15 protein-coding genes are annotated in these 17,600 nt (G+C 63.0%); 11 read left to right on the forward strand and 4 right to left on the reverse strand.

Annotated features, from left to right (window positions below; genetic code table 11):
• Positions 1 to 5 precede the first annotated feature (5 nt).
• A complete protein-coding gene (locus SE92_RS00820) occupies positions 6 to 1,196 on the forward strand; it encodes a CaiB/BaiF CoA transferase family protein (RefSeq protein WP_063194037.1) in 1,191 nt (396 codons plus the stop codon).
• Between the two features lie 107 nt (positions 1,197 to 1,303).
• Here the strand turns inward: SE92_RS00820 and SE92_RS00825 are convergent, their stop codons facing one another.
• Entirely contained in the window at positions 1,304 to 2,500 is a 1,197-nt protein-coding gene (locus tag SE92_RS00825) for an ABC transporter substrate-binding protein (RefSeq protein WP_084251948.1), read from the reverse strand.
• A 269-nt stretch (positions 2,501 to 2,769) separates the two neighbouring features.
• Between SE92_RS00825 and SE92_RS00830 the strand changes: the two genes are divergently transcribed.
• Positions 2,770 to 3,942: a phosphotransferase family protein gene (locus tag SE92_RS00830; protein ID WP_063194039.1), complete on the forward strand. Its 1,173-nt coding sequence runs from the start codon at positions 2,770 to 2,772 to the stop codon at positions 3,940 to 3,942.
• A gap of 135 nt (positions 3,943 to 4,077) precedes the next feature.
• Here SE92_RS00830 and SE92_RS00835 read toward each other — a convergent pair whose 3' ends face one another.
• Entirely contained in the window at positions 4,078 to 5,262 is a 1,185-nt protein-coding gene (locus tag SE92_RS00835; protein WP_245324790.1) for an ABC transporter substrate-binding protein, read from the reverse strand.
• A 65-nt stretch (positions 5,263 to 5,327) separates the two neighbouring features.
• Positions 5,328 to 6,467 carry an acyl-CoA dehydrogenase family protein gene (locus SE92_RS00840; protein ID WP_063194041.1) on the reverse strand — a complete coding sequence of 380 codons (1,140 nt, stop codon included), beginning with the start codon at positions 6,465 to 6,467 and terminating at the stop codon, positions 5,328 to 5,330.
• Here SE92_RS00840 and SE92_RS00845 point away from each other — a divergent pair.
• The 6 genes from SE92_RS00845 to SE92_RS00870 all read left to right on the forward strand — a co-directional run bounded on the left by SE92_RS00845 (position 6,405) and on the right by SE92_RS00870 (position 14,162).
• Positions 6,405 to 7,415, forward strand: coding sequence for a FadR/GntR family transcriptional regulator (locus SE92_RS00845; RefSeq protein WP_198172512.1), 1,011 nt, complete (start codon positions 6,405 to 6,407; stop codon positions 7,413 to 7,415). The genes SE92_RS00840 and SE92_RS00845 overlap by 63 nt on opposite strands.
• An 86-nt stretch (positions 7,416 to 7,501) precedes the next feature.
• A complete protein-coding gene (locus SE92_RS00850; RefSeq protein WP_245324404.1) occupies positions 7,502 to 8,284 on the forward strand; it encodes an enoyl-CoA hydratase/isomerase family protein in 783 nt (260 codons plus the stop codon).
• Positions 8,285 to 8,714: 430 nt separating this feature from the next.
• Positions 8,715 to 10,532 carry an acyl-CoA dehydrogenase family protein gene (locus SE92_RS00855; RefSeq protein ID WP_245324407.1) on the forward strand — a complete coding sequence of 606 codons (1,818 nt, stop codon included), beginning with the start codon at positions 8,715 to 8,717 and terminating at the stop codon, positions 10,530 to 10,532.
• Between the two features lie 9 nt (positions 10,533 to 10,541).
• A complete protein-coding gene (locus SE92_RS00860; RefSeq protein WP_063194045.1) occupies positions 10,542 to 11,750 on the forward strand; it encodes a CaiB/BaiF CoA transferase family protein in 1,209 nt (402 codons plus the stop codon).
• Between the two features lie 32 nt (positions 11,751 to 11,782).
• Positions 11,783 to 12,898, forward strand: a complete 1,116-nt coding sequence (locus SE92_RS00865) for an NAD(P)-dependent alcohol dehydrogenase (RefSeq protein ID WP_063194046.1) — start codon at positions 11,783 to 11,785, stop codon at positions 12,896 to 12,898.
• Positions 12,899 to 13,169: 271 nt separating this feature from the next.
• Positions 13,170 to 14,162 (forward strand): cytochrome P450, encoded by a 993-nt coding sequence (locus tag SE92_RS00870; RefSeq protein WP_245324408.1) that lies wholly within the window; start codon positions 13,170 to 13,172, stop codon positions 14,160 to 14,162.
• A gap of 46 nt (positions 14,163 to 14,208) precedes the next feature.
• Here the strand turns inward: SE92_RS00870 and SE92_RS00875 are convergent, their stop codons facing one another.
• Positions 14,209 to 14,703, reverse strand: a complete 495-nt coding sequence (locus tag SE92_RS00875) for a MarR family winged helix-turn-helix transcriptional regulator (protein ID WP_063194048.1) — start codon at positions 14,701 to 14,703, stop codon at positions 14,209 to 14,211.
• Positions 14,704 to 14,910: 207 nt separating this feature from the next.
• Between SE92_RS00875 and SE92_RS00880 the strand changes: the two genes are divergently transcribed.
• From SE92_RS00880 to SE92_RS00890, 3 genes are all read left to right on the forward strand, one after another.
• Positions 14,911 to 15,231 carry a type II toxin-antitoxin system HicB family antitoxin gene (locus tag SE92_RS00880; RefSeq protein WP_063194049.1) on the forward strand — a complete coding sequence of 107 codons (321 nt, stop codon included), beginning with the start codon at positions 14,911 to 14,913 and terminating at the stop codon, positions 15,229 to 15,231.
• Between the two features lie 27 nt (positions 15,232 to 15,258).
• Complete coding sequence (locus SE92_RS00885; RefSeq protein WP_063194050.1) at positions 15,259 to 16,578, forward strand: Rieske 2Fe-2S domain-containing protein; 1,320 nt, start codon at positions 15,259 to 15,261, stop codon at positions 16,576 to 16,578.
• 171 nt (positions 16,579 to 16,749) lie between these two features.
• Complete coding sequence (locus tag SE92_RS00890) at positions 16,750 to 17,565, forward strand: PDR/VanB family oxidoreductase (RefSeq protein ID WP_245324410.1); 816 nt, start codon at positions 16,750 to 16,752, stop codon at positions 17,563 to 17,565.
• Positions 17,566 to 17,600: the final 35 nt, after the last annotated feature.

Genomic DNA, 17,600 nt, shown 5'->3' on the forward strand with positions numbered 1-17,600 from the left:
AAGTCGTGTCCAGACCGCTTGAAGGTATCAAGGTTCTCGATCTTTCGAAGGTGCTCGCGGGTCCGCTCTGCGCGCAATATCTCGGAGATCTCGGCGCCGAGGTGATCAAGGTCGAAGCGGTGGGGCAGGGAGATGAGACGCGCGGATGGCCGCCGTTCCCCGCGCCCGGCCTCGGCGCCGTGTTTCTGAGCGCCAATCGCAACAAGCGAAGCATCGCCATCAACATGAAGTCCGACAAGGGCCGCAAGCTGGTGCATGAGCTCGCGAGGTCCGCTGATGTCGCAATCGAGAGCTTCGGCACCGGAGTTGCCGAACGGCTGGGAATCGATGCCGCGAGCCTGTGTGCGCTTAACGACCGGCTGATCCATTGCAGCATATCGGGCTTTGGCCGGACGGGACCGCTGAAGAATTCCCCCGGCTACGACGTGATCCTGCAGGCCTTCAGCGGGATCATGTCCATGACGGGCGATGAGGGCGGCGGCTATATCCGCAGCCCGATTTCACCGATCGATCAGATGACGGGCGTGCACGCCTTCAGCGGCATACTTGCCAGCCTCTTTGCGCGTGAGAGGTCGGGCAAGGGGGCGGCGATCCAGGTGTCGCTGTTCGATACCGCGTTGGGACTGCTGGGCTACAACCTCCAGACCTTCTGGGACCGGGGAACGCAGCCGGCCAAGTGTGGCTCCAGCCATGAGTCGCTGTGTCCGTATCAGGCCTTCGAGACTGCGGACGGGCCGATCATGATCGGGGTGGCCAACGATAATCTCTGGCGTAAGTTCTGCGCGGTCGCCGGTCTGAGCGCGATCGTGGACGACCCGAAGTTCCGCACCAATGCCGAGCGGGTCAAGCACCGCGCCGAGACGCTTCACCATGTGCAATCGGTGCTCGCGACCCAGACCGTCGTGCATTGGAATGCAGTGCTGAACGAGGTCGGCATTCCCTGCTCGCCGATCAATACGCTCGCGCAGCTTCTGGACCATCCGCACACCCGGGCCGACAAGCTGATCATGCAGTACGATCATCCTGCGGCCGGAAGCCTGAATTGCGTCGGCCACCCCGTCACGTTTGTCGGAGAGGAGCGCAGCCCCGGCCTGCCGCCGCCGATGCTGGGCCAGCACACCGACGACGTGCTCGAGGAATTGGGGCTCTCCGCGGCGAGCATCGCTGAGCTGCGCGGTGAGGAGATCGTCAGTTGATTGGCACGCTGGTCGCGCACGCGATGTGGCCGCTCAAGTCGTGGTGATGAGCGGCAGCCGGTGATGCCTGCCGGGCGACGCCCGGCAGGTTGGGGATGCTGCCGTTCCTAGTCGTCGAGCAACTTCCAGGACGTCTTGTCGAAGATGGCCATGCGCAGGGAACGGTAGGGAGCGTAGTTCTCCTTGGAATTGGTCAACTCGATTCCCGGAAGAAGCATGCCGACGCGCTCCTTGTTGAAACTCGTGGCCTGCGCAAGCAGGTTCTCGCGTGTCAGATTGTCGCCACATCGCTGCAGGCCCTTTGCGATGGCTTGCGCATTGATGTAGCCGGACAGTGCAATGAAGTCGTTCGGGCTGTCGTTCGGCGCCCACTTCTTCATGAACGCGACGTAGTCCTTGACCTCGGCGTCTTCGGCCCAGGCAGGATCACTGGTCTGCTTGGCAAACTGTGTCGTATAGGCGCCTTGGACATTGTCGAGTCCGGCCGGCGTCAGCACGCCCTGGATGGAGTTGACGGGGCTGGCCAGAAACTGAACGGGTTTCCAGTTTATCTCGTTGGCCTTCTTGAGACCTTGGGCCGCAAATTTGGGTGTCGTAAAGTAGATCAGCGTGTCGGCTCCCGACGCCTTGAGTTTGAGAATCTCGGAGTCGATCGTCGGATAGCTGAGTTCGTAGGATGCTTCCGCGACGATCTTTGCCGTGCTGTCGGCGCCCAGGCCCGCCTTGAGGCCCGTGAGGTAGTCCTTACCGTAGTCGTCGTTCTGGTAGAGCACGGCAATCTTCGCGTTCGGCATCTTCTTGAGAATGAATTTGGCGAAGGTGGTGCCCTCCATCTCGAATGGGGGATAGAACGGGACCGTCCAAGGGAAGTTCTGCGGGTCATTGAAGCGGCGTCCGCCGGCCGAAATGAAGACCTGGGGAACCTTGTTCTGGTTGAGATATTTTTGAACGGCCACATTCGGCACTGTGCCCACGGTCCCCACCTCGGCCAGGACGCCGTCATCGTCCACCAGCTTGCGGGTTTGTTCGATGGCCTTTGGCGGGCTGAATGCGTTGTCGAGCGATATCAGATTGATCTTTCTGCCATTAATCCCGCCGGATTCATTGAGCATCTGGAAATAGCCGCTCATGACGCGGCCATAGCTCGAGAAGGCGGAAGCCGGGCCGCTGTAGGGGACGGTCTGGCCGATCTTGATCTCGGTGTCTGTGACGCCGGGGCCATATTGTTTGTCGGCAGCGCAGGCTTCGAAGATGGCGCCGGATAGGAAGAGGACAGTAGCGCTGACTAGAATCGAAGTTCTCATGCTTTCCCCCATGTCGTTTCTTGTGAGCGTATGACGGAGCTGCGATCTCAGTAAGTACACTACTATACCATATTCTGGGAAACGAAAATGGAGAGTTTGGAGGGCGCGGGCTTTTCGGATTTGCGCGCATTGCGCTGCGGGATGATCGATTCAGTAGCGGCTATTGCTGGTTTCAGCAGAGCCTTGCCTTGACGGCATATTGATTGTGGTTCAGATAGTACGGACGTGTACGAATTTGCCGGTGAGACGGCCGGCGTAGGGGAGGGACCATGGCTGCCTCAGGCGCAACGGCACTGGCCGCGCTGAAGATCGGTGGACGGGTCGCCTTCGAGCGACTGATGAGACCGAAGGCGCGGCGGGCGGAGGACGTGCCATGCTCGCCCGACGCCATTACGCCCGAATGGCTGACTGCTGTGCTCTGTCAGAACGTCCCTGGCGCGGTCGTAATCGGGGTCGTCGTCAAGCCGTCCAGCGCGGGCACCCATGAACGGCATCAGTTGATCATCAGCTACAACGAGGCTGGTCGGCGTGCGGGCTTGCCTGGATCGATCTTCACAAAATCGCTGCCCAGCGTCGTGACGCGGATGATCGGCGGATTTAACGGTACCGCGCGGGTCGAGGGTCGCTTCTACATGCAGCTCCGACCGCAGCTCGAGATCGAGGCCCCGATCGCCTATCACGCCGCTTCAGACCGCAAGACGTTTGCGTCGATGTTGCTCCTGGAGGACATGGTCGCAACGAAGTCGGCGACGTTCTGCAATGATCGGACTTACGTTTCGCGCGAGATGGCGGAGGACATGATCGACGTCCTTGCCGCGCTCCACGCCCGCTTCCACGGCGCCAGTGAGCTTGCGACCCGCTATCCCTGGGTGGCCAGCTATCCGCGCTGGTTCACGATCGGCGCGGCGAAGATGAGCCTGGAGTACTACACCCGCAAGGCCTTCGACGCCGCCGCGCGCGTCATTCCCGCAAGCGTGCTGGCGCAGCGCGACGAGGTGTGGCCGGCCGCCACCCGTGCTCTCGCTGTCCACGACAATGAGCCGCAGGGGCTGATTCACTCCGACGTGCATATCGGAAACTGGTATCGCACGGGGGCGGGCAGGATGGGCCTGTGCGACTGGCAATGTCTTGCCCGTGGCCATTGGTCGCGCGATTTTTCGTATGCGGTGACCGCGGCACTGACACCCGACGACCGCCGCAAATGGGAGAAGGATCTGCTCAATCGCTACCTCGACCGGTTTGCTGAACTCACCGGCGCCCGCCCGGATTTCGACACCAGCTTCCTGCGCTACCGCCAGCAGATGGTGCACGCACTGCTGATGTGGACGATCACCCTATGCCACTCGCCGCTCTTGCCCGCCATGCAATCGGAAAAGACCACGCTCGCCATGATCGAGCGCATCTCGACGGCGATGGCCGACCTGGATGCACTGCGTAGCTAACCGTGATCGGCAGGGCCTTGGCTCATGCGATCCGGGTTTGTGCTGCGGTAATCCAGAGCGGCGGCCAGCCGAGCGCACCGCACATGCTGGGGACAGCGCGCTGGTCTCGGCCTGACCGCCATCAGCGGCGTTGCGTCAGTCGGCGGAAATTGGGTCGCCGGAGATCGCCCAGCTGGTACCGTCGAACTTGGCGATGCGGAGAACCTTGAACGGCGTATAGTCCCCGGGCGACGTGCTGATCGAGACGCCTGGAAGCATCAGGGGCATTCGGGTGCCGTGAAGCGATGTCGCCTGGCGGATGAGGTTCTCCCGGGTCAATTCGTCCCCGCACTTCTTCAGCACGGTGGTGAGAGCGTTCACATTCATGTAGGCGACCAGGACGGAATAGTCGTCGGGATTGGCCGACGGGGCGTACTTCTTCAGAAAGCCCTTGTACGCCTTCATCTCCTCGTCGTCGGCCCAGGCAGGATCTCCCGGCTGCTTGAGGAATTGCGTGGTGACCAGTCCCTTCGATGCGTCGAGCCCGGCCGGCTTCAGGACCGTTTCGACCGATGCCGTCGAGCCGCCGATGATGTGGAGCGGCCTCCAGTTGAGCTCGTGCGCCTTGCGGATCGACTGAGCCGCGGCTTTTGCCGACGACTGCTCGATCAACGTGTCGACGCCGGCCGCCTTGAGCTGAACGATCTGGGAGTCGATCGTCGGATCGGCCAGCTCGTAGGAGGCCTCGGCGACGATCTGCGATGCCTTTACGCCAAGACCGGCGCGCAATCCCTTGACATAGTCCCGACCGAAATCGTCGTTCTGGAACAGGACGCCGATTTTCGCGTCCGGCTTGGCGTTCAGGAGGTATTTTGCGATGACCCGTCCTTCGGTCTCGAAATCGGGATAGAGCGGCACCGTCCATGGGAAGGTCTTCGGATCGTTGAATCGACGTCCGCCGGCGGTGATGAAAAGCTGCGGGACCTGTTTGGAATTGAGATATTTCTGGATTGCGACGTTTGGGACCGTGCCGATGGTGCCCACCTCGGCGAGTATGCCGACGTCCTCTATGAGCTTGCGCGACTGTTCGACCGCCTTCGGCGCGCTGTAGGCGTTGTCGAGTTGCGTGAAACTGATCTTGCGCCCGTTGATCCCGCCCTGTTCGTTGATCATGTCGAAATAGCCGACGACGGCGCGGCCGGCGCCGGCACCGAAGGCCGAGGCGGGGCCGCTGAGCGGCGTCGATTGCCCGAGCTTGATCTCGGTATCGCTGGCCCCCGGACCATAGTCCTTTTGCGCGTGAAGTGGCGTCGATGCGAGCGCCGCTGACGCCGCAATAATGAAGAGAGAGCGGCCAAGGTGCCTGTTCAAGATGTTTCCTCCCAAGTTTGATTGTTTTTTGGTTCTTATCGTAGAAGCTCGCGGGCGATGACCATTCTCTGGATCTGGTTGGTGCCCTCGAAGATCTGGGTCAATTTGGCGTCGCGCATCATGCGCTCGACCGGATAGTCCATGGTGTAGCCGTAGCCGCCGAAGATCTGTACGGCGTCGGTCGTCACCTTCATGGCCATGTCGCTGCCGACGCACTTGGCCATGCTGGCCAGCACGTTCAGGCGCTTCCAATCGGCCGCGTCGCCGGCACGCGCGCACTCGTAGACGAGGGCGCGCGCCGCTTCGATCTGCATGGCCATGTCGGCGAGCATGAATTGCACGCCCTGAAATTCGGAGATCGATTTCTTGAACTGCTTTCGCTCTTTCGCGTAGGCGACGCAGACATCGAGCGCGCCCTGGGCCAGTCCGACGGATTGCGCGCCAATGGTCGGACGGTTGAGGTCCAGGGCGCGCATCGACGCCCGAAAGCCCTTGCCTTCCTCTCCGACGAGGTTTTCGATCGGTACCCGGACGTTGTCGAAGAAGATCGGCGTGTTGGGCGCGCCGCGAAAGCCCATCTTGCGCTCGTGTCGGCCGAATGTGATCCCCGCCATGTTCTTCGGCTCGACGATGAAGGCGCTGATGCCGTCGGCGCCGGGACTGTCGCTCGTCCGCGCCATCACGACGATATAGTCGGCCGCCACGCCGTAGCTGCACCATTGCTTGCGGCCGTTGAGGACGTAGCAATCGCCGTCTTTCCTGGCGCGTGTGTTGATCGCGGTCACGTCGGAGCCGGCCTGCGGCTCTGAAATGGCTATCGCGGTTACGATGCCGCCTTTCGCGACGATAGGCAGGTATTTCTTGCGCTGCTCTTCGGAGCCGAAGTGAAGCAGCGGCATGATGAACATGGTGTTCAGCGCGGCAATCGACGCGCAGGCAGGGGAGAACTTGGAGATCTCCTCCCGTGCGATGCAGGCCATGGTCAAATTGCCGTTCGGCCCGCCATATTGCTCGGGGACCCAGAGTTGCATCAGTCCCATCTCGCCGAAGAGCTTCACGAGCTCCAGGGGAAAGCGATCGGTCTCGTCGATTTCGGCCGCGATCGGCGCCACGTGCTTGGTGGCCATCTTCCTGACGTTGTCACGAAAGGCGATCTGCTCCTCGGTGAAGCTCATGGACGTCTCCGGTGGTTTTTTCTTTGGGAGGCCGAAAAAGTGGCTTCCATTGAATGGGTGATCCATTTAATAATTCACCGCATGTCGACCAAGTCAAGCCCCCAAGCCCCCGCCAGTCCACGCACGGCATCGCCCAAGCGGCGGAGCCGGACTTCGGATCATCGTGCAGCCGGATCGCCCGCGCCGCTGGCCTTTCGGCCCATTCACACGCGCCGCGCCTTCGAGGAGATCTGCGAGCGGATTCGCGAGCAGCTCGCGCTCGGGGTTCTCAAGCCGGGTGACAAGCTGCCGCCGGAGCGCGATCTCGCGCAGCAACTCGGGGTGAGCCGCAACGTCCTGCGCGAGGCCTTGCGCAGCCTGGAAATGGCCGGTGTGCTTCGGCTGCAGAAGGGCGTGAAGGGCGGTGCCTTCGTTCAACAGGGCGACACCTCGCGGATGAACGTGGTCATGCGCGACATGTTGAGCCTGGGGACGATCTCGGTGCGCGAGCTGTCGGAGGCGCGCGTGCATGTCCTCGACCTCGTGGTGCGGCTTGCCAGCGCGAACGCGCGGCAGTCGGACTTCGAGGCGCTTCAGGCGAATGTCGAGCGCACCGACCTCGCAACCCGCGAGGGTCGTCTGCTCGATCGCGTCGAGTGCGCGCGAGAGTTCTACAAGTTGCTCGCCGTGGCGAGCGGCAACAAGGTGATCGCCATGATCACGGATGCCGTCACCGAGATCCATATGCGGTTCGTCTATGCGAAGGTGGCGTCGAGCGGGGTTGCGATGGCGCGGCTGGTCGAGAGGCGACGGCAGTTCCTGGCGGCGCTGCGCGCGCGAAATGCGACCGCCGCTGCGCGATTGATGCGCAGTCATCTGGGGGCGGTTCAGAGAATGCTGGAGCAGGATCCCGGTGCCATGTCGCTGCAGATCGCGTTGGCGGAGATGAAGCCCGGCATGAGGCGGTAAGAGACCATCCGGCGAGGCGCCGGATCGCAGGATGAACAATAAAATCAGAGGAGGAAGATGTGTCCCGCTATGATCGATATGAGTGCTTGACCGTCGATGTCGCCGACAACGTCGCGACGGTGACCTTGAACCGGCCGCAGGCGCGCAATGCCATCAATCAGAAATTGATCCGTGAGTTCCGAACGATCTGGGACGATCTGGCCGACGATCACGCCGTCAACGTCGTGATCCTGACCGGCGCCGGGGAATTCTTCAGCGTCGGCGGCGACGTCAAGGCAATGTCGGAACGGCCGGGCGGCGATGTGCTGGAAGAAGGCGAGGTCCACGACCCCATGGTCAGCCGTCGCGGGGTGACCCGCCAGCTCGAGCTCGACAAGCCGATCATCGCGGCCATCAATGGCGATGCCATCGGCCTTGCGGCGACGCACGCGCTGCTCTGCGACATCACGGTGATGGCCGAAGATGCGCGCATCGGCGACACTCATGTCTCGCGCGTGGGCCTGGTTGCTGGCGACGGCGGGACGGTGATCTGGCCGCTGCTTATCGGTATCAACAAGGCCAAGGAGTTTCTCATTCGCGGGACCCTCTTGAAGGGCAAGGAGGCCGAGCGGATTGGCCTCGTCAATCATGTCGTACCTCGAGCGGAGGTTTTGTCGAAAGCCCGTGAGATCGCCGTCGAGCTCGCGAACGGCCCGACCTGGGCCATTCGATGGACCAAGCTGTCGATCAATCAGATCGTCAAGGACCGGGTGAACATGCTGCTCGAGGCCTCGATGGCGCTGGAACAGGTGACGTTCGAGACCGCCGACCACAAGGAAGCGACGACGTCGTTCAAGGAGAAGCGCAAGCCCAGGTTCGGCCAGGGCTAATCGGCCTATGGACGCGACGGGACTTCCAGGAGACGACATCAGGGAGATGCTCCGCAACTCCCTGCGCGGATTTCTGGCCGCGCGATGGAACGTCGACTGCATCAGGCGCGGACCATCGCCGCAGGAGGTTGTGGCGATATGGACCGCGCTGGTGGGGCAGGGCGTTGCCAGCCTTGGCAGCAATCCAGATGAAGGCGGACTCCGCGAAGTTGCGGTCGTGCTCGGAGAGCTTGGTCGCGCCGCGTGCCCGGCTCCAATGTGGTCCGCGGCGCTCGCAAATCTCGCGCTCTCGACCTCACGGTCCGAGGCAGCGGCCGATTGTCTCGGTCGGCTGCACGCCGGCTCGGCGCGGCTGGCGCTTTCGTTCGGCAGGCTCGACCCGGACTCCGGCGCGGGCGTGATCCGAGTCAAAGGTGATCGTGCGGACGGAATGGTCCGATTTGTCGAGGCGGCGGGAAGTTGCACGCATCTGCTCGTGGCGATTGACCGGTCGGTTCTGGGGCTGGTCGCGCTGGACAACGCACGGGTGGAGATCGTTCCGACCCGCGCCATGGGGGCGTGGGGCCTCTGCGAGGTCCGGCTGAACGAGGCCCCTGTCACGCCCATTGCGCTGGAGGACGGCGGGCTCGACGATTTGCTGCTCAAGGGAAAGCTGGCGCTGGCGGCACGGGCGCACGGCGCCGCTCGGCGCGCCTTCGAACTGGTGACGGACTATGCCAGGGAGCGCCATCAATTCGGCCAGCCGATCGGACGATTCCAGGCGATCCAGCACAAGCTCGCCAATGGTCTGATCGCCCTCGAAGGCGTGCGGCTGATCGTCGATCATGCGGCGAAATTGCATGATCTGGACGATCGCGAGTGGCGCTACTTCGCCAACTGCGCGGTTGCATTCGCAAGCGGGGCCTTGCGGCAGGCCTCCCTCGAGACCCATCACGCGTTCGGAGCCATCGGTTATGCCGATGAACACGAGGCGCCGCTGCACTTCAAGCGGGTGCACCTTGACACGCTTGCGCTGGGAGGAGCGTCGCAGGCCAAACGGCTGCTGGCTTCGTCCCTGCTTGATCCCGATAGCTCCGGCCTGCCCGAATATGATCTCGGCCCCGCCGGCAACGCGTTGCGCGAGCAGGTGAGGGGATGGCTCGGACAGAACTGGTCCGGGGGGCGGAAGGCCGAATTCGAGCGCAAGCCGTTCGCCAAGCGCGAGTTCGATGCCGAGTTCGCACGCGATATCGGCATGACCGGTTGGGTCGGCCTCGGCTGGCCTCGGGAGTTCGGCGGCCAGGCGCGTTCGGCGCTCGAACTGATCGCCTTCATGGAGACGATGGAGCGCGGTGAGGCGCCGCGCATCGGTGCTGCGATCCAGGCCAATGCTCTGATGATGTTTGGAACGCGCGAGCAGCAGCAACGATATTTGCCGGAGATCCTTCGCGGCGAGGCCATGCATGGCATGGGCTATAGCGAGCCCCAGGCCGGTTCCGACCTCGCGGTGTTGCGCACCAGCGCGGTGCGCGACGACGATCACTGGGTGATCAACGGTCAGAAGATCTGGACAACGACGTGGTGGGGAAAATACATGTTCCTCGCCGCGCGAACGGACAAGGATGCGAAGCCGCCGCACGCCGGCATCAGCATGTTCATCGTGCCGATGGACGCCGAGGGCGTCACGATCCGGCCGGCGACCACGATGTACGACGGCTCCTTCGCCAACATCTTCTATGACAACGTCCGCATACCCCTCGACAACATCGTCGGCGAGGTCAATGGCGGGTGGAAGGTCCTGACCGGCGCGCTTGCGTTCGAGCGTGGCCTCGTTGGCGGCGGCATCGTCCTGAAGGTCGCTCATGCATTTGAGCAATTGCGCCGGCATGTCATGGCGAAGGACGAGACCGGTACGGCGCTGAGCGACGATCCCATCGTTCGCGATAGAATGGCGACACTGGCCGCCGAGATCGAGATCGGACGCCAATTGATGATGCACTGCGCGGAGCTGGCCGCCGACGGCCTGACGCCGCCGGAATATGGCGCGATCAGCAAGGTGTTCTCCGGGGAGTTGATGGAACGTTTCGGTGAGACGGCCCTCGACATTCTTGGCATGCGCGCGACGCTGTCCGAGCAGATGCCGGGTGCGATCGACAACGGCAGGTTCGAGCAGAACCTGCGTCATTCGTTGATGTGGGTCATCAGTATCGGCACCAACGAAATTCAGCGAAGCCTCATCGCGCAGCGGGCGCTTGGGCTGCCGAGATAGGAGTTACGCATGCCGGAGCAGCAACCAGCAAGCCTGCCACTCGAGGGGGTTCGCGTACTCGACTTTTCGATCATGCTGGCCGGCCCCTATTGCGCAAGGCTGCTCGCCGACGGGGGCGCGGAGGTCATCAAGATCGAGCCGCCCGAAGGGGACGACATGCGTTTGCGAGCGCCGCTGCGCGACGGCCACAGCGCGTATTTCGGTCAGCTCAATGCCGGGAAGCGCAGTCTCGCCCTCGATCTGAAGAGCGCTGATGCGATCAAGCTGGTGCACGAGCTGGTCAAGGAGACCGATATCCTGGTCGAGAATTTCCGGCCCGGCGTGATGGACCGGCTCGGCCTCGGCTACGACGCACTGCGGGCGATCAATCCGCGCCTGATCTATTGCTCGATCTCGGGCTACGGACAAACAGGTCCGGCCGCGGAGCGCGCTGCCTACGCCATGATCGTGCATGCCGAGAGCGGCTTTGATCGCTCGCTGATGCGGTATGCCGGCGATCGCGACCGGCCGGCGGCGGGTGCCGTTTTTGTCGCAGACGTGCTCGGCGGCATCTTCGGCTATTCGGCGATCCAGACCGCCATGGTCCAACGTGCCCGAACCGGGACAGGTCAGCGGATCGATGTCGCCTTGATGGACTGCATGCTCAACCTGCTCGTCTACGAATTGCAGGAAGCGCAGTTCCCGCCCCAAGCGCCGAGGGCCGCTTATGGTCCAGTCCGGGCCTCCGATGGCGATATCCTGATTGCGCCGATCACGCCGCGAAACTTCGCCGCTCTGTGCGAGGTGACGGGGCAGGGCGAGCTCGCGAACGACCCGCGTTTCGGGACGGTGCCCGGCCGGGCCGCGAACTGGACCGCGATGATGCAGGTCGTCGAGAAATGGACCGAGCAGCATACGGTGCGCCAGTGTATGGCTGCCCTTGATAAGGCGGGCGTTCCCAGTGCCGAATATCGCGATCCGAAAGCTGCCTTGAGCGACCCGCACCTCCTTCAGCGAGGCGCATTCGCCACGATCGCCGATAGCGCTGGGGAATTCCTGGGCGTCAATGCGCCATGGAAAATGTCGGGAGGGTCGACGGCGATGCAGCGGGAGATCCCCGCGGTCGGAGCCCACCGGGACGATGTGCTGTCCCGGGTCCTGGGGCTCTCCGGTGAAGCCATCGCCGGCCTTGCAGAAGCGGGGGTGTTCGGAAGCCCCAACGCCCGGTCGAAAGGTTAGTTCGCACGAGCGCGCCGGAGGCCACCCGTCCCATGAAAATCATTGCTGCGATAGCAAATGGGCCGCGCGATCCGTTCGAGATCGAGCCCTGCGAACTCTCGGCGCCGCGAGCCGAGGAAGTCATGGTCCGGGTGCACGCGTGCGGCATCTGTCACACCGATCTGGCGGTCAAGCTCGGACACATCCCGGTGCCGATGCCGAAGGTTCTGGGCCATGAAGGGGCGGGCGTGATCGAAGAGGTCGGCCCCGGCGTGACGTCCTTTCAACCCGGCGACGATGTGTTGATGAGCTTCGGCTCATGCGGTGAGTGTTCGAATTGCCGCGACGGCGCGCTCGGCTATTGCGATCAGTTTCGTGCCATCAATCTGTTCGGAAACCGGCCAGGCGGCTCGGCGCTGAGGCGTGGCGGGAGCGAGCTGGGCGGGCATTTCTTCGCGCAATCGGCCTTCGCAACCCATGCGATCGCCACCACCAGGAACATCGTCAAGGTCGATGCCGATCTGCCGCTCGAGCTTCTTGCGCCGCTCGGATGCGGCATCCAGACCGGGATGGGATCGGTCATGAACGTGCTTCGGCCGCAGGCCGGGAGCTCGATCGCGGTCTTTGGCGTCGGCGCAGTCGGCCTCTCCGCCATCATCGCGGCGCGGATCGTCGGCTGCTCGACGATCGTCGCCGTCGACGTCGTCCCCGAGCGGCTGCGCATGGCGCGAGAACTGGGCGCGACGCATGCGGTGTCAGGCCGCGCCGATGATCCGGTGGCGGAGATCGTCGAACTGACGCGAGGCGGGGCAAATTTTTCGCTGGATACGACGGGTGTACCAGCGGCCGTGGCGAGCTCCATCAATTGCCTGCGTGCGAGAGGCACCAGCGCGCAGGTTGCGGCGCCGCCCCGCGGGACCCTCTACGCGGCCGAAGCAAGCGTCGTGGTCGGTCGGGGAATTGGCATTCGCGGCGTCGTCGAGGGCGATGCCAACCCCCAGCTGTTTATCCCGCGAATGATCGGTTTCTTCCGAGACGGGCGGTTGCCGCTCGACAAATTCGTCAAGACTTATCCGCTCGCAAGGATCAACGAGGCTGTTGACGACCTCGAGAGCGGCCGTGTGGTCAAGCCCGTTCTGACCATGCGGGAGATCGGGAGCACGACATAAGAGATAAAACAAGCAGGGAGGAGGAGAGATGCTCGATATCGCATTGGACAACGCAATCGCCGATCACAGGACCTATGGGAGTGTCGAGGCGCAGCACCGGCTGTTTGGCCGCCTGCGGCGTGAGGATCCGGTCCATTGGACACAGCCCGTCGGGTATCGGCCGTTCTGGACCATCACGAAATATGCCGACATCATCGAAATCGAGCGCCAGCCCGATCGCTTCATCAATGCGCCCAGGACCAAGCTGCTCAGCATCGAGTTCGAGAGCAAGGTGAAGGAGGCGATGAGCGGCAAGCCGATGCTGGTCCGGGCGCTGCCGCAGATGGATAATCCGGATCATGCCAAGTACCAGAAGCTGACCCACGCCTGGTTTCAGCCGCGCCACATTCGAACACTTTCGGAGCGCATGGCGGCGCTCGCAAAGGACAGCGTCGACCGTCTTGTCGAGATGGGGAGCGCGTGTGACTTCTACAACGAGATCGCGATCTACTATCCGTTGCGTGTCCTGATGACGATCCTTGGACTGCCGCGGAGCGATGAGGAGCGGCTGCTGAAGATTACCCAGGCTTATTTCGGCGGTGGGGATCCGGAGATGCAGAAGGGCTCCGACCTGATCGATGCCACGATTGCCTATGTTGATTATTTCAAGGACGTCGCGCAGGAGAGGCGAAGAAATCCGAAAGACGACGTGGCAACGGTGATCGCGACGTCCGAAATCGACGGGCGGCCGATCGAAGACTTCGAGGCCTATTCGTACTACATTGCTCTGGCGAGCGCGGGCCACGATACGACGAGCGCCACCATCGCCGGCGGGTTGCTTGCCTTGATCGAAAATCCGGATTGCATGGCCCGACTTCAGCGTCAGCCGGATTTGTTGCCCGACGCGGCGGAGGAAATGGTGCGTTGGGTGTCGCCCGTCAAGCACTTCTTCCGTACGGCCGCGGCCGACTACGAGCTTCGCGGCAAGACGATCAGGGCCGGGGACAGTCTGCTCATCAGCTATCCCTCGGGCAATCGCGACGAGGAAGCTTTCGATCGCCCCTTCGAATTCATTCCCGACCGCTCGCCCAATCGTCATCTCGGTTACGGGTTTGGCATTCATGCGTGCATCGGCAGGCACCTTGCCAAGGCGGAGGTCGTGGCCTTCTTCCGCGAACTGCTGAGCAGGGTCGAGCGGATCGAACTCGCTGGCGAGCCGGCCTGGACCGAAACTTCCTTCCTCGGGGGAGTGAAGCGGCTGCCGGTGCGCTATTCGGCACGGTAGCAGGCCTCGGACGATCGCGGCGCGTGCGCTCCCGACGGCAACGGGGTCAGGTCTTTGAGGGCGGGGGCGGCGCGGCCGCGGCTTTTGCGATTGCCAGCATGCACTTGAGAAAGTGCGCGCGATCCTCCTTGCTCAAGGGGGCAAGCAGGGAGGTCTGAAGTTCGGCGGCGGCGGGCACGACGCCCAGGAGGGCCTCTTCGCCCTTGGCGGTGATCTGAACCTGGATCGACCGGCGGTCTTCCAAATTGTTTCTCTTCGAGATCAGCTTCCGTGCCGTCATTCTTTTGAGCATCTCGCTCAGCGTATTTCGATCGCTGCTGACGCGCTCCGCGAGGGCGGAGGGGGTGAGCGGACCGTCCTGATAGAGTGCGATCAACACGCCAAACTGCCGCGGCGTGATGTCGCTCTGGCCGGTCAGGTCCTGATAGAGAACGTCATAGCGGGCCTCGAGCAAGCGAAGCAGAAATCCGATTCCCCCTTCGAGGCGCCAGTTGCGCGCGATATCCGCCGCGCTCGCACTTGTTCCTTTGGGGGCTGACATGCCGTCATTGATCCGAATTGTCGAAATACACCTAGGCGTTAGCAGCTTAGCCCAGAGCTCTCAACCCCGCTCCGATCGGCGTCCGGACAAGCCGCCCGGCTCGGTCGCCCACCTGCCTCAATTTGCTATTGCAAATCGTTCGCCAAGATAGTACGTATACGTATCAATGGAAGACGCCAGCGAAATGGCATCGCCGGGGAGGACTGCTTGAATCTGCGCGAGCTGTTGTCGATTCCCTATCTTCTTGAAGCCGAGGCGGTTGAAACCGAGCCCGGCCAATGGCTCGTGCGACTGTCCTACCCTGAACTGCCCGGCTGCATCTCGGAAGGCGTCGTCATCGAGGATGCCCTGAAGGAACTGGAGCGGCGCCGGATCGAAACGATCGTGGGCCTCGTGGAGACGGGACGGGCACCGCCAGTGCCGCGGAAGCCGTTGGCCGCGGCCGATCCGCTTTGGACAGCAAATGATCTCGGACTGTCGGGCCGCGTGGCGCCGCTCCTGGGCTGTACGCCCGGGCAAGACGCCTGATGGTGCGCGATTCAATGGAGAAGACTCATGCTCTCACGCGAAGACAATGAACGGCTGGTGAAGGTTGGAAAGGGCACCCCCCTCGGGGATCTCTTCCGCCTTTACTGGATTCCCTTCCTGCCATCCGCAGATCTGGTCAATGACGGGCAGCCGAAGCGCGTCAGGCTGCTGGGCGAGGATCTCGTTGCCTTCAGGGATTCGGAGGGGCGTGTCGGGCTGGTCGATCAGGCTTGTCCGCACCGCGGCGCACCGATGATCTTCGCAAGGAACGAGGACTGCGGCCTGCGATGCGTCTACCACGGCTGGAAATTCGACGTGACGGGCGCCACGACGGACATGCCGGCAGAGCCGGTCCGCAGCCGGCTCAAGGAGCGGGTGCGGATCAAGGCTTATCCCTGCCGCGAGCGCAACGGGATGATCTGGACCTACATGGGTCCCGACCAGGCCGAGCTTCCGCCGCTGCCGAATGTCGAATGGAATCTGGTTCCGCAGGAGCACGTGCATATCTCGCTGCGCGTCCAGGAGTGCAACTGGCTTCAGGCCGTCGAGGGCGAGATCGACTCCGCCCACGCGCCGCTGCTGCACGGTCGATTGGATTCCCAGGGCACGACGAGTGCATGGATCCAGAAGCGCGACCTGCGCCCGACGTTCGAATGCATCAAGCAGGATTTCGGGATGAGCATCGCGGCGCGGCGGAACTACGATGCCAATACGCTGTATTGGCGCGTCAATCAGTTCCTCCTGCCGTTCTATACGCTGGTTCCCCCGTTGTCGCCGTTCCCCGATCTCAGCGGTCACGCCTGGGTGCCGATCGACGACGAAAACACGCTCTGCATCATGTTCTCGTATCATCCGTCGAAGCCGCTGCTGCCGAAGACGCGGCAAGTGTTCTCGGAAGGACATAATGGGCGCGAGAGCGGGCACGCCAGCCGCCACGCGCTCGTGCAGCACCCGGTGACGGTCCCCTATGCGGACTACTGGACCAAATACAATCCGCAAAACGGCTTCCAGTTCGACTATGAGGCGCAAAGGGCGACCTGGTTCTCGGGCCTGCCGGGGCTCTGGGTCCAGGACGGCGCCTGCCAGAGCGGCGTGTCGCCGATCTTCGATCGCACCAGGGAGAATCTGTGCTCGAGCGACACCGGGATCGCGATGACCCGTCGCTTCATCCTGGAAGCGCTCGGAGCCTATCGCGATCACGGCACCAAGCCGAAGGGCGTGACCGATCCTGACGTCTTCATGGTGCGCGCCGTGTCGATGCGGCTGCCGCCAGAGGAGTCCTGGGTCGACGTCGGTGCACCTTTCATGCGCGCCAGGCTCGGCGCCGATTTCGGGTACGAGCTGTGAACGTTTCACGAAGCGCGGCTGCCCATGACTGAGATCATGATCGAACTCCGCGTCAAGCGCATCGCCTATGAGGCTGATCGGATCAATTCCTATGAATTGATCGCGCCGGCGGGCGGCGATCTCGATCCCTTCACGGCCGGAGGCCACATCGACCTCCATCTGTCGAACGGCATGATCCGCAGCTATTCGCTGGTCAACGATCCGGCTGAGCGCCACCGCTACGTCATCGCGATCAACAGGGAGCCGGCGGGGCGCGGCGGCTCGCGCTTCCTGCATGACAATCTCAGGGTGGGCGACATCGTCAGCGTGTCGCGACCGCGCAACAACTTTGCGCTTTGCGAACAGGCCGAGCATTCGGTCCTGATCGCGGGCGGGATCGGAATCACGCCGTTGCTGTCCATGGCCCGCCGCCTCGACGCGTTGGGGCGCTCTTGCCAGTTGTTCTATGCGGCCAGGGCGCGGCACGCCGCCGCATTTCTCGACGAGATCGAGGGGCTCGGGCCCAAGGGGTTCGTGAAGGTGCATCTCGACTTCGACGACGAGCGATCGGGCCGCATGTTCGATCTGTCGGCCATCGTCGATCGTGCGCCCGCGCAGGCTCACCTCTATTGCTGTGGCCCGCAGCCGATGCTCGAAGCATTCGAGGCGGCGACGAAGGAGCGGCCGGCAGGTCACGTGCACGTGGAATACTTCCAGGCCAGGGAAGCCCCCGCCATCGAAGGCGGTTTCGACGTGAGGCTCGCGCGCAGCAACCGGACCATCGCGGTCAAGGCCGGAAAAACCATCCTCGATGCGTTGCTTGATGCGGGGATCGCCGCAAATCACGCCTGCTCGGAAGGCGTCTGCGGCACGTGCGAGACGCGGGTGCTCGAGGGCATCCCTGACCACCGGGATCAATTTCTCAGCAAGGACGAGCAGGCATCGAACAGGACGATGATGATCTGCTGCTCGGGAGCGAGGTCGGGCACGCTGGTGCTGGACCTCTGAAAACAACAAAGTCGTCAACGGGGTGGATGTCATGA

It is taken from the genome of Bradyrhizobium sp. AT1 (genome assembly GCF_001590795.1).
GTDB lineage: Bacteria > Pseudomonadota > Alphaproteobacteria > Rhizobiales > Xanthobacteraceae > Bradyrhizobium.

Excerpts from the sequence above, each read along its gene's own strand:
- SE92_RS00865 (WP_063194046.1), top strand. The coding sequence starts at position 11,783 with ATGAAAATCATTGCTGCGATAGCAAATGGGCCGCGCGATCCGTTCGAG.
- SE92_RS00860 (WP_063194045.1), top strand. The coding sequence starts at position 10,542 with ATGCCGGAGCAGCAACCAGCAAGCCTGCCACTCGAGGGGGTTCGCGTA.
- SE92_RS00830 (WP_063194039.1), top strand. The coding sequence starts at position 2,770 with ATGGCTGCCTCAGGCGCAACGGCACTGGCCGCGCTGAAGATCGGTGGA.
- SE92_RS00855 (WP_245324407.1), top strand. The coding sequence starts at position 8,715 with ATGGTCCGATTTGTCGAGGCGGCGGGAAGTTGCACGCATCTGCTCGTG.
- SE92_RS00875 (WP_063194048.1), bottom strand. The coding sequence starts at position 14,703 with ATGTCAGCCCCCAAAGGAACAAGTGCGAGCGCGGCGGATATCGCGCGC.
- SE92_RS00890 (WP_245324410.1), top strand. The coding sequence starts at position 16,750 with ATGATCCGCAGCTATTCGCTGGTCAACGATCCGGCTGAGCGCCACCGC.
- SE92_RS00825 (WP_084251948.1), bottom strand. The coding sequence starts at position 2,500 with ATGAGAACTTCGATTCTAGTCAGCGCTACTGTCCTCTTCCTATCCGGC.
- SE92_RS00840 (WP_063194041.1), bottom strand. The coding sequence starts at position 6,467 with ATGAGCTTCACCGAGGAGCAGATCGCCTTTCGTGACAACGTCAGGAAG.
- SE92_RS00885 (WP_063194050.1), top strand. The coding sequence starts at position 15,259 with ATGCTCTCACGCGAAGACAATGAACGGCTGGTGAAGGTTGGAAAGGGC.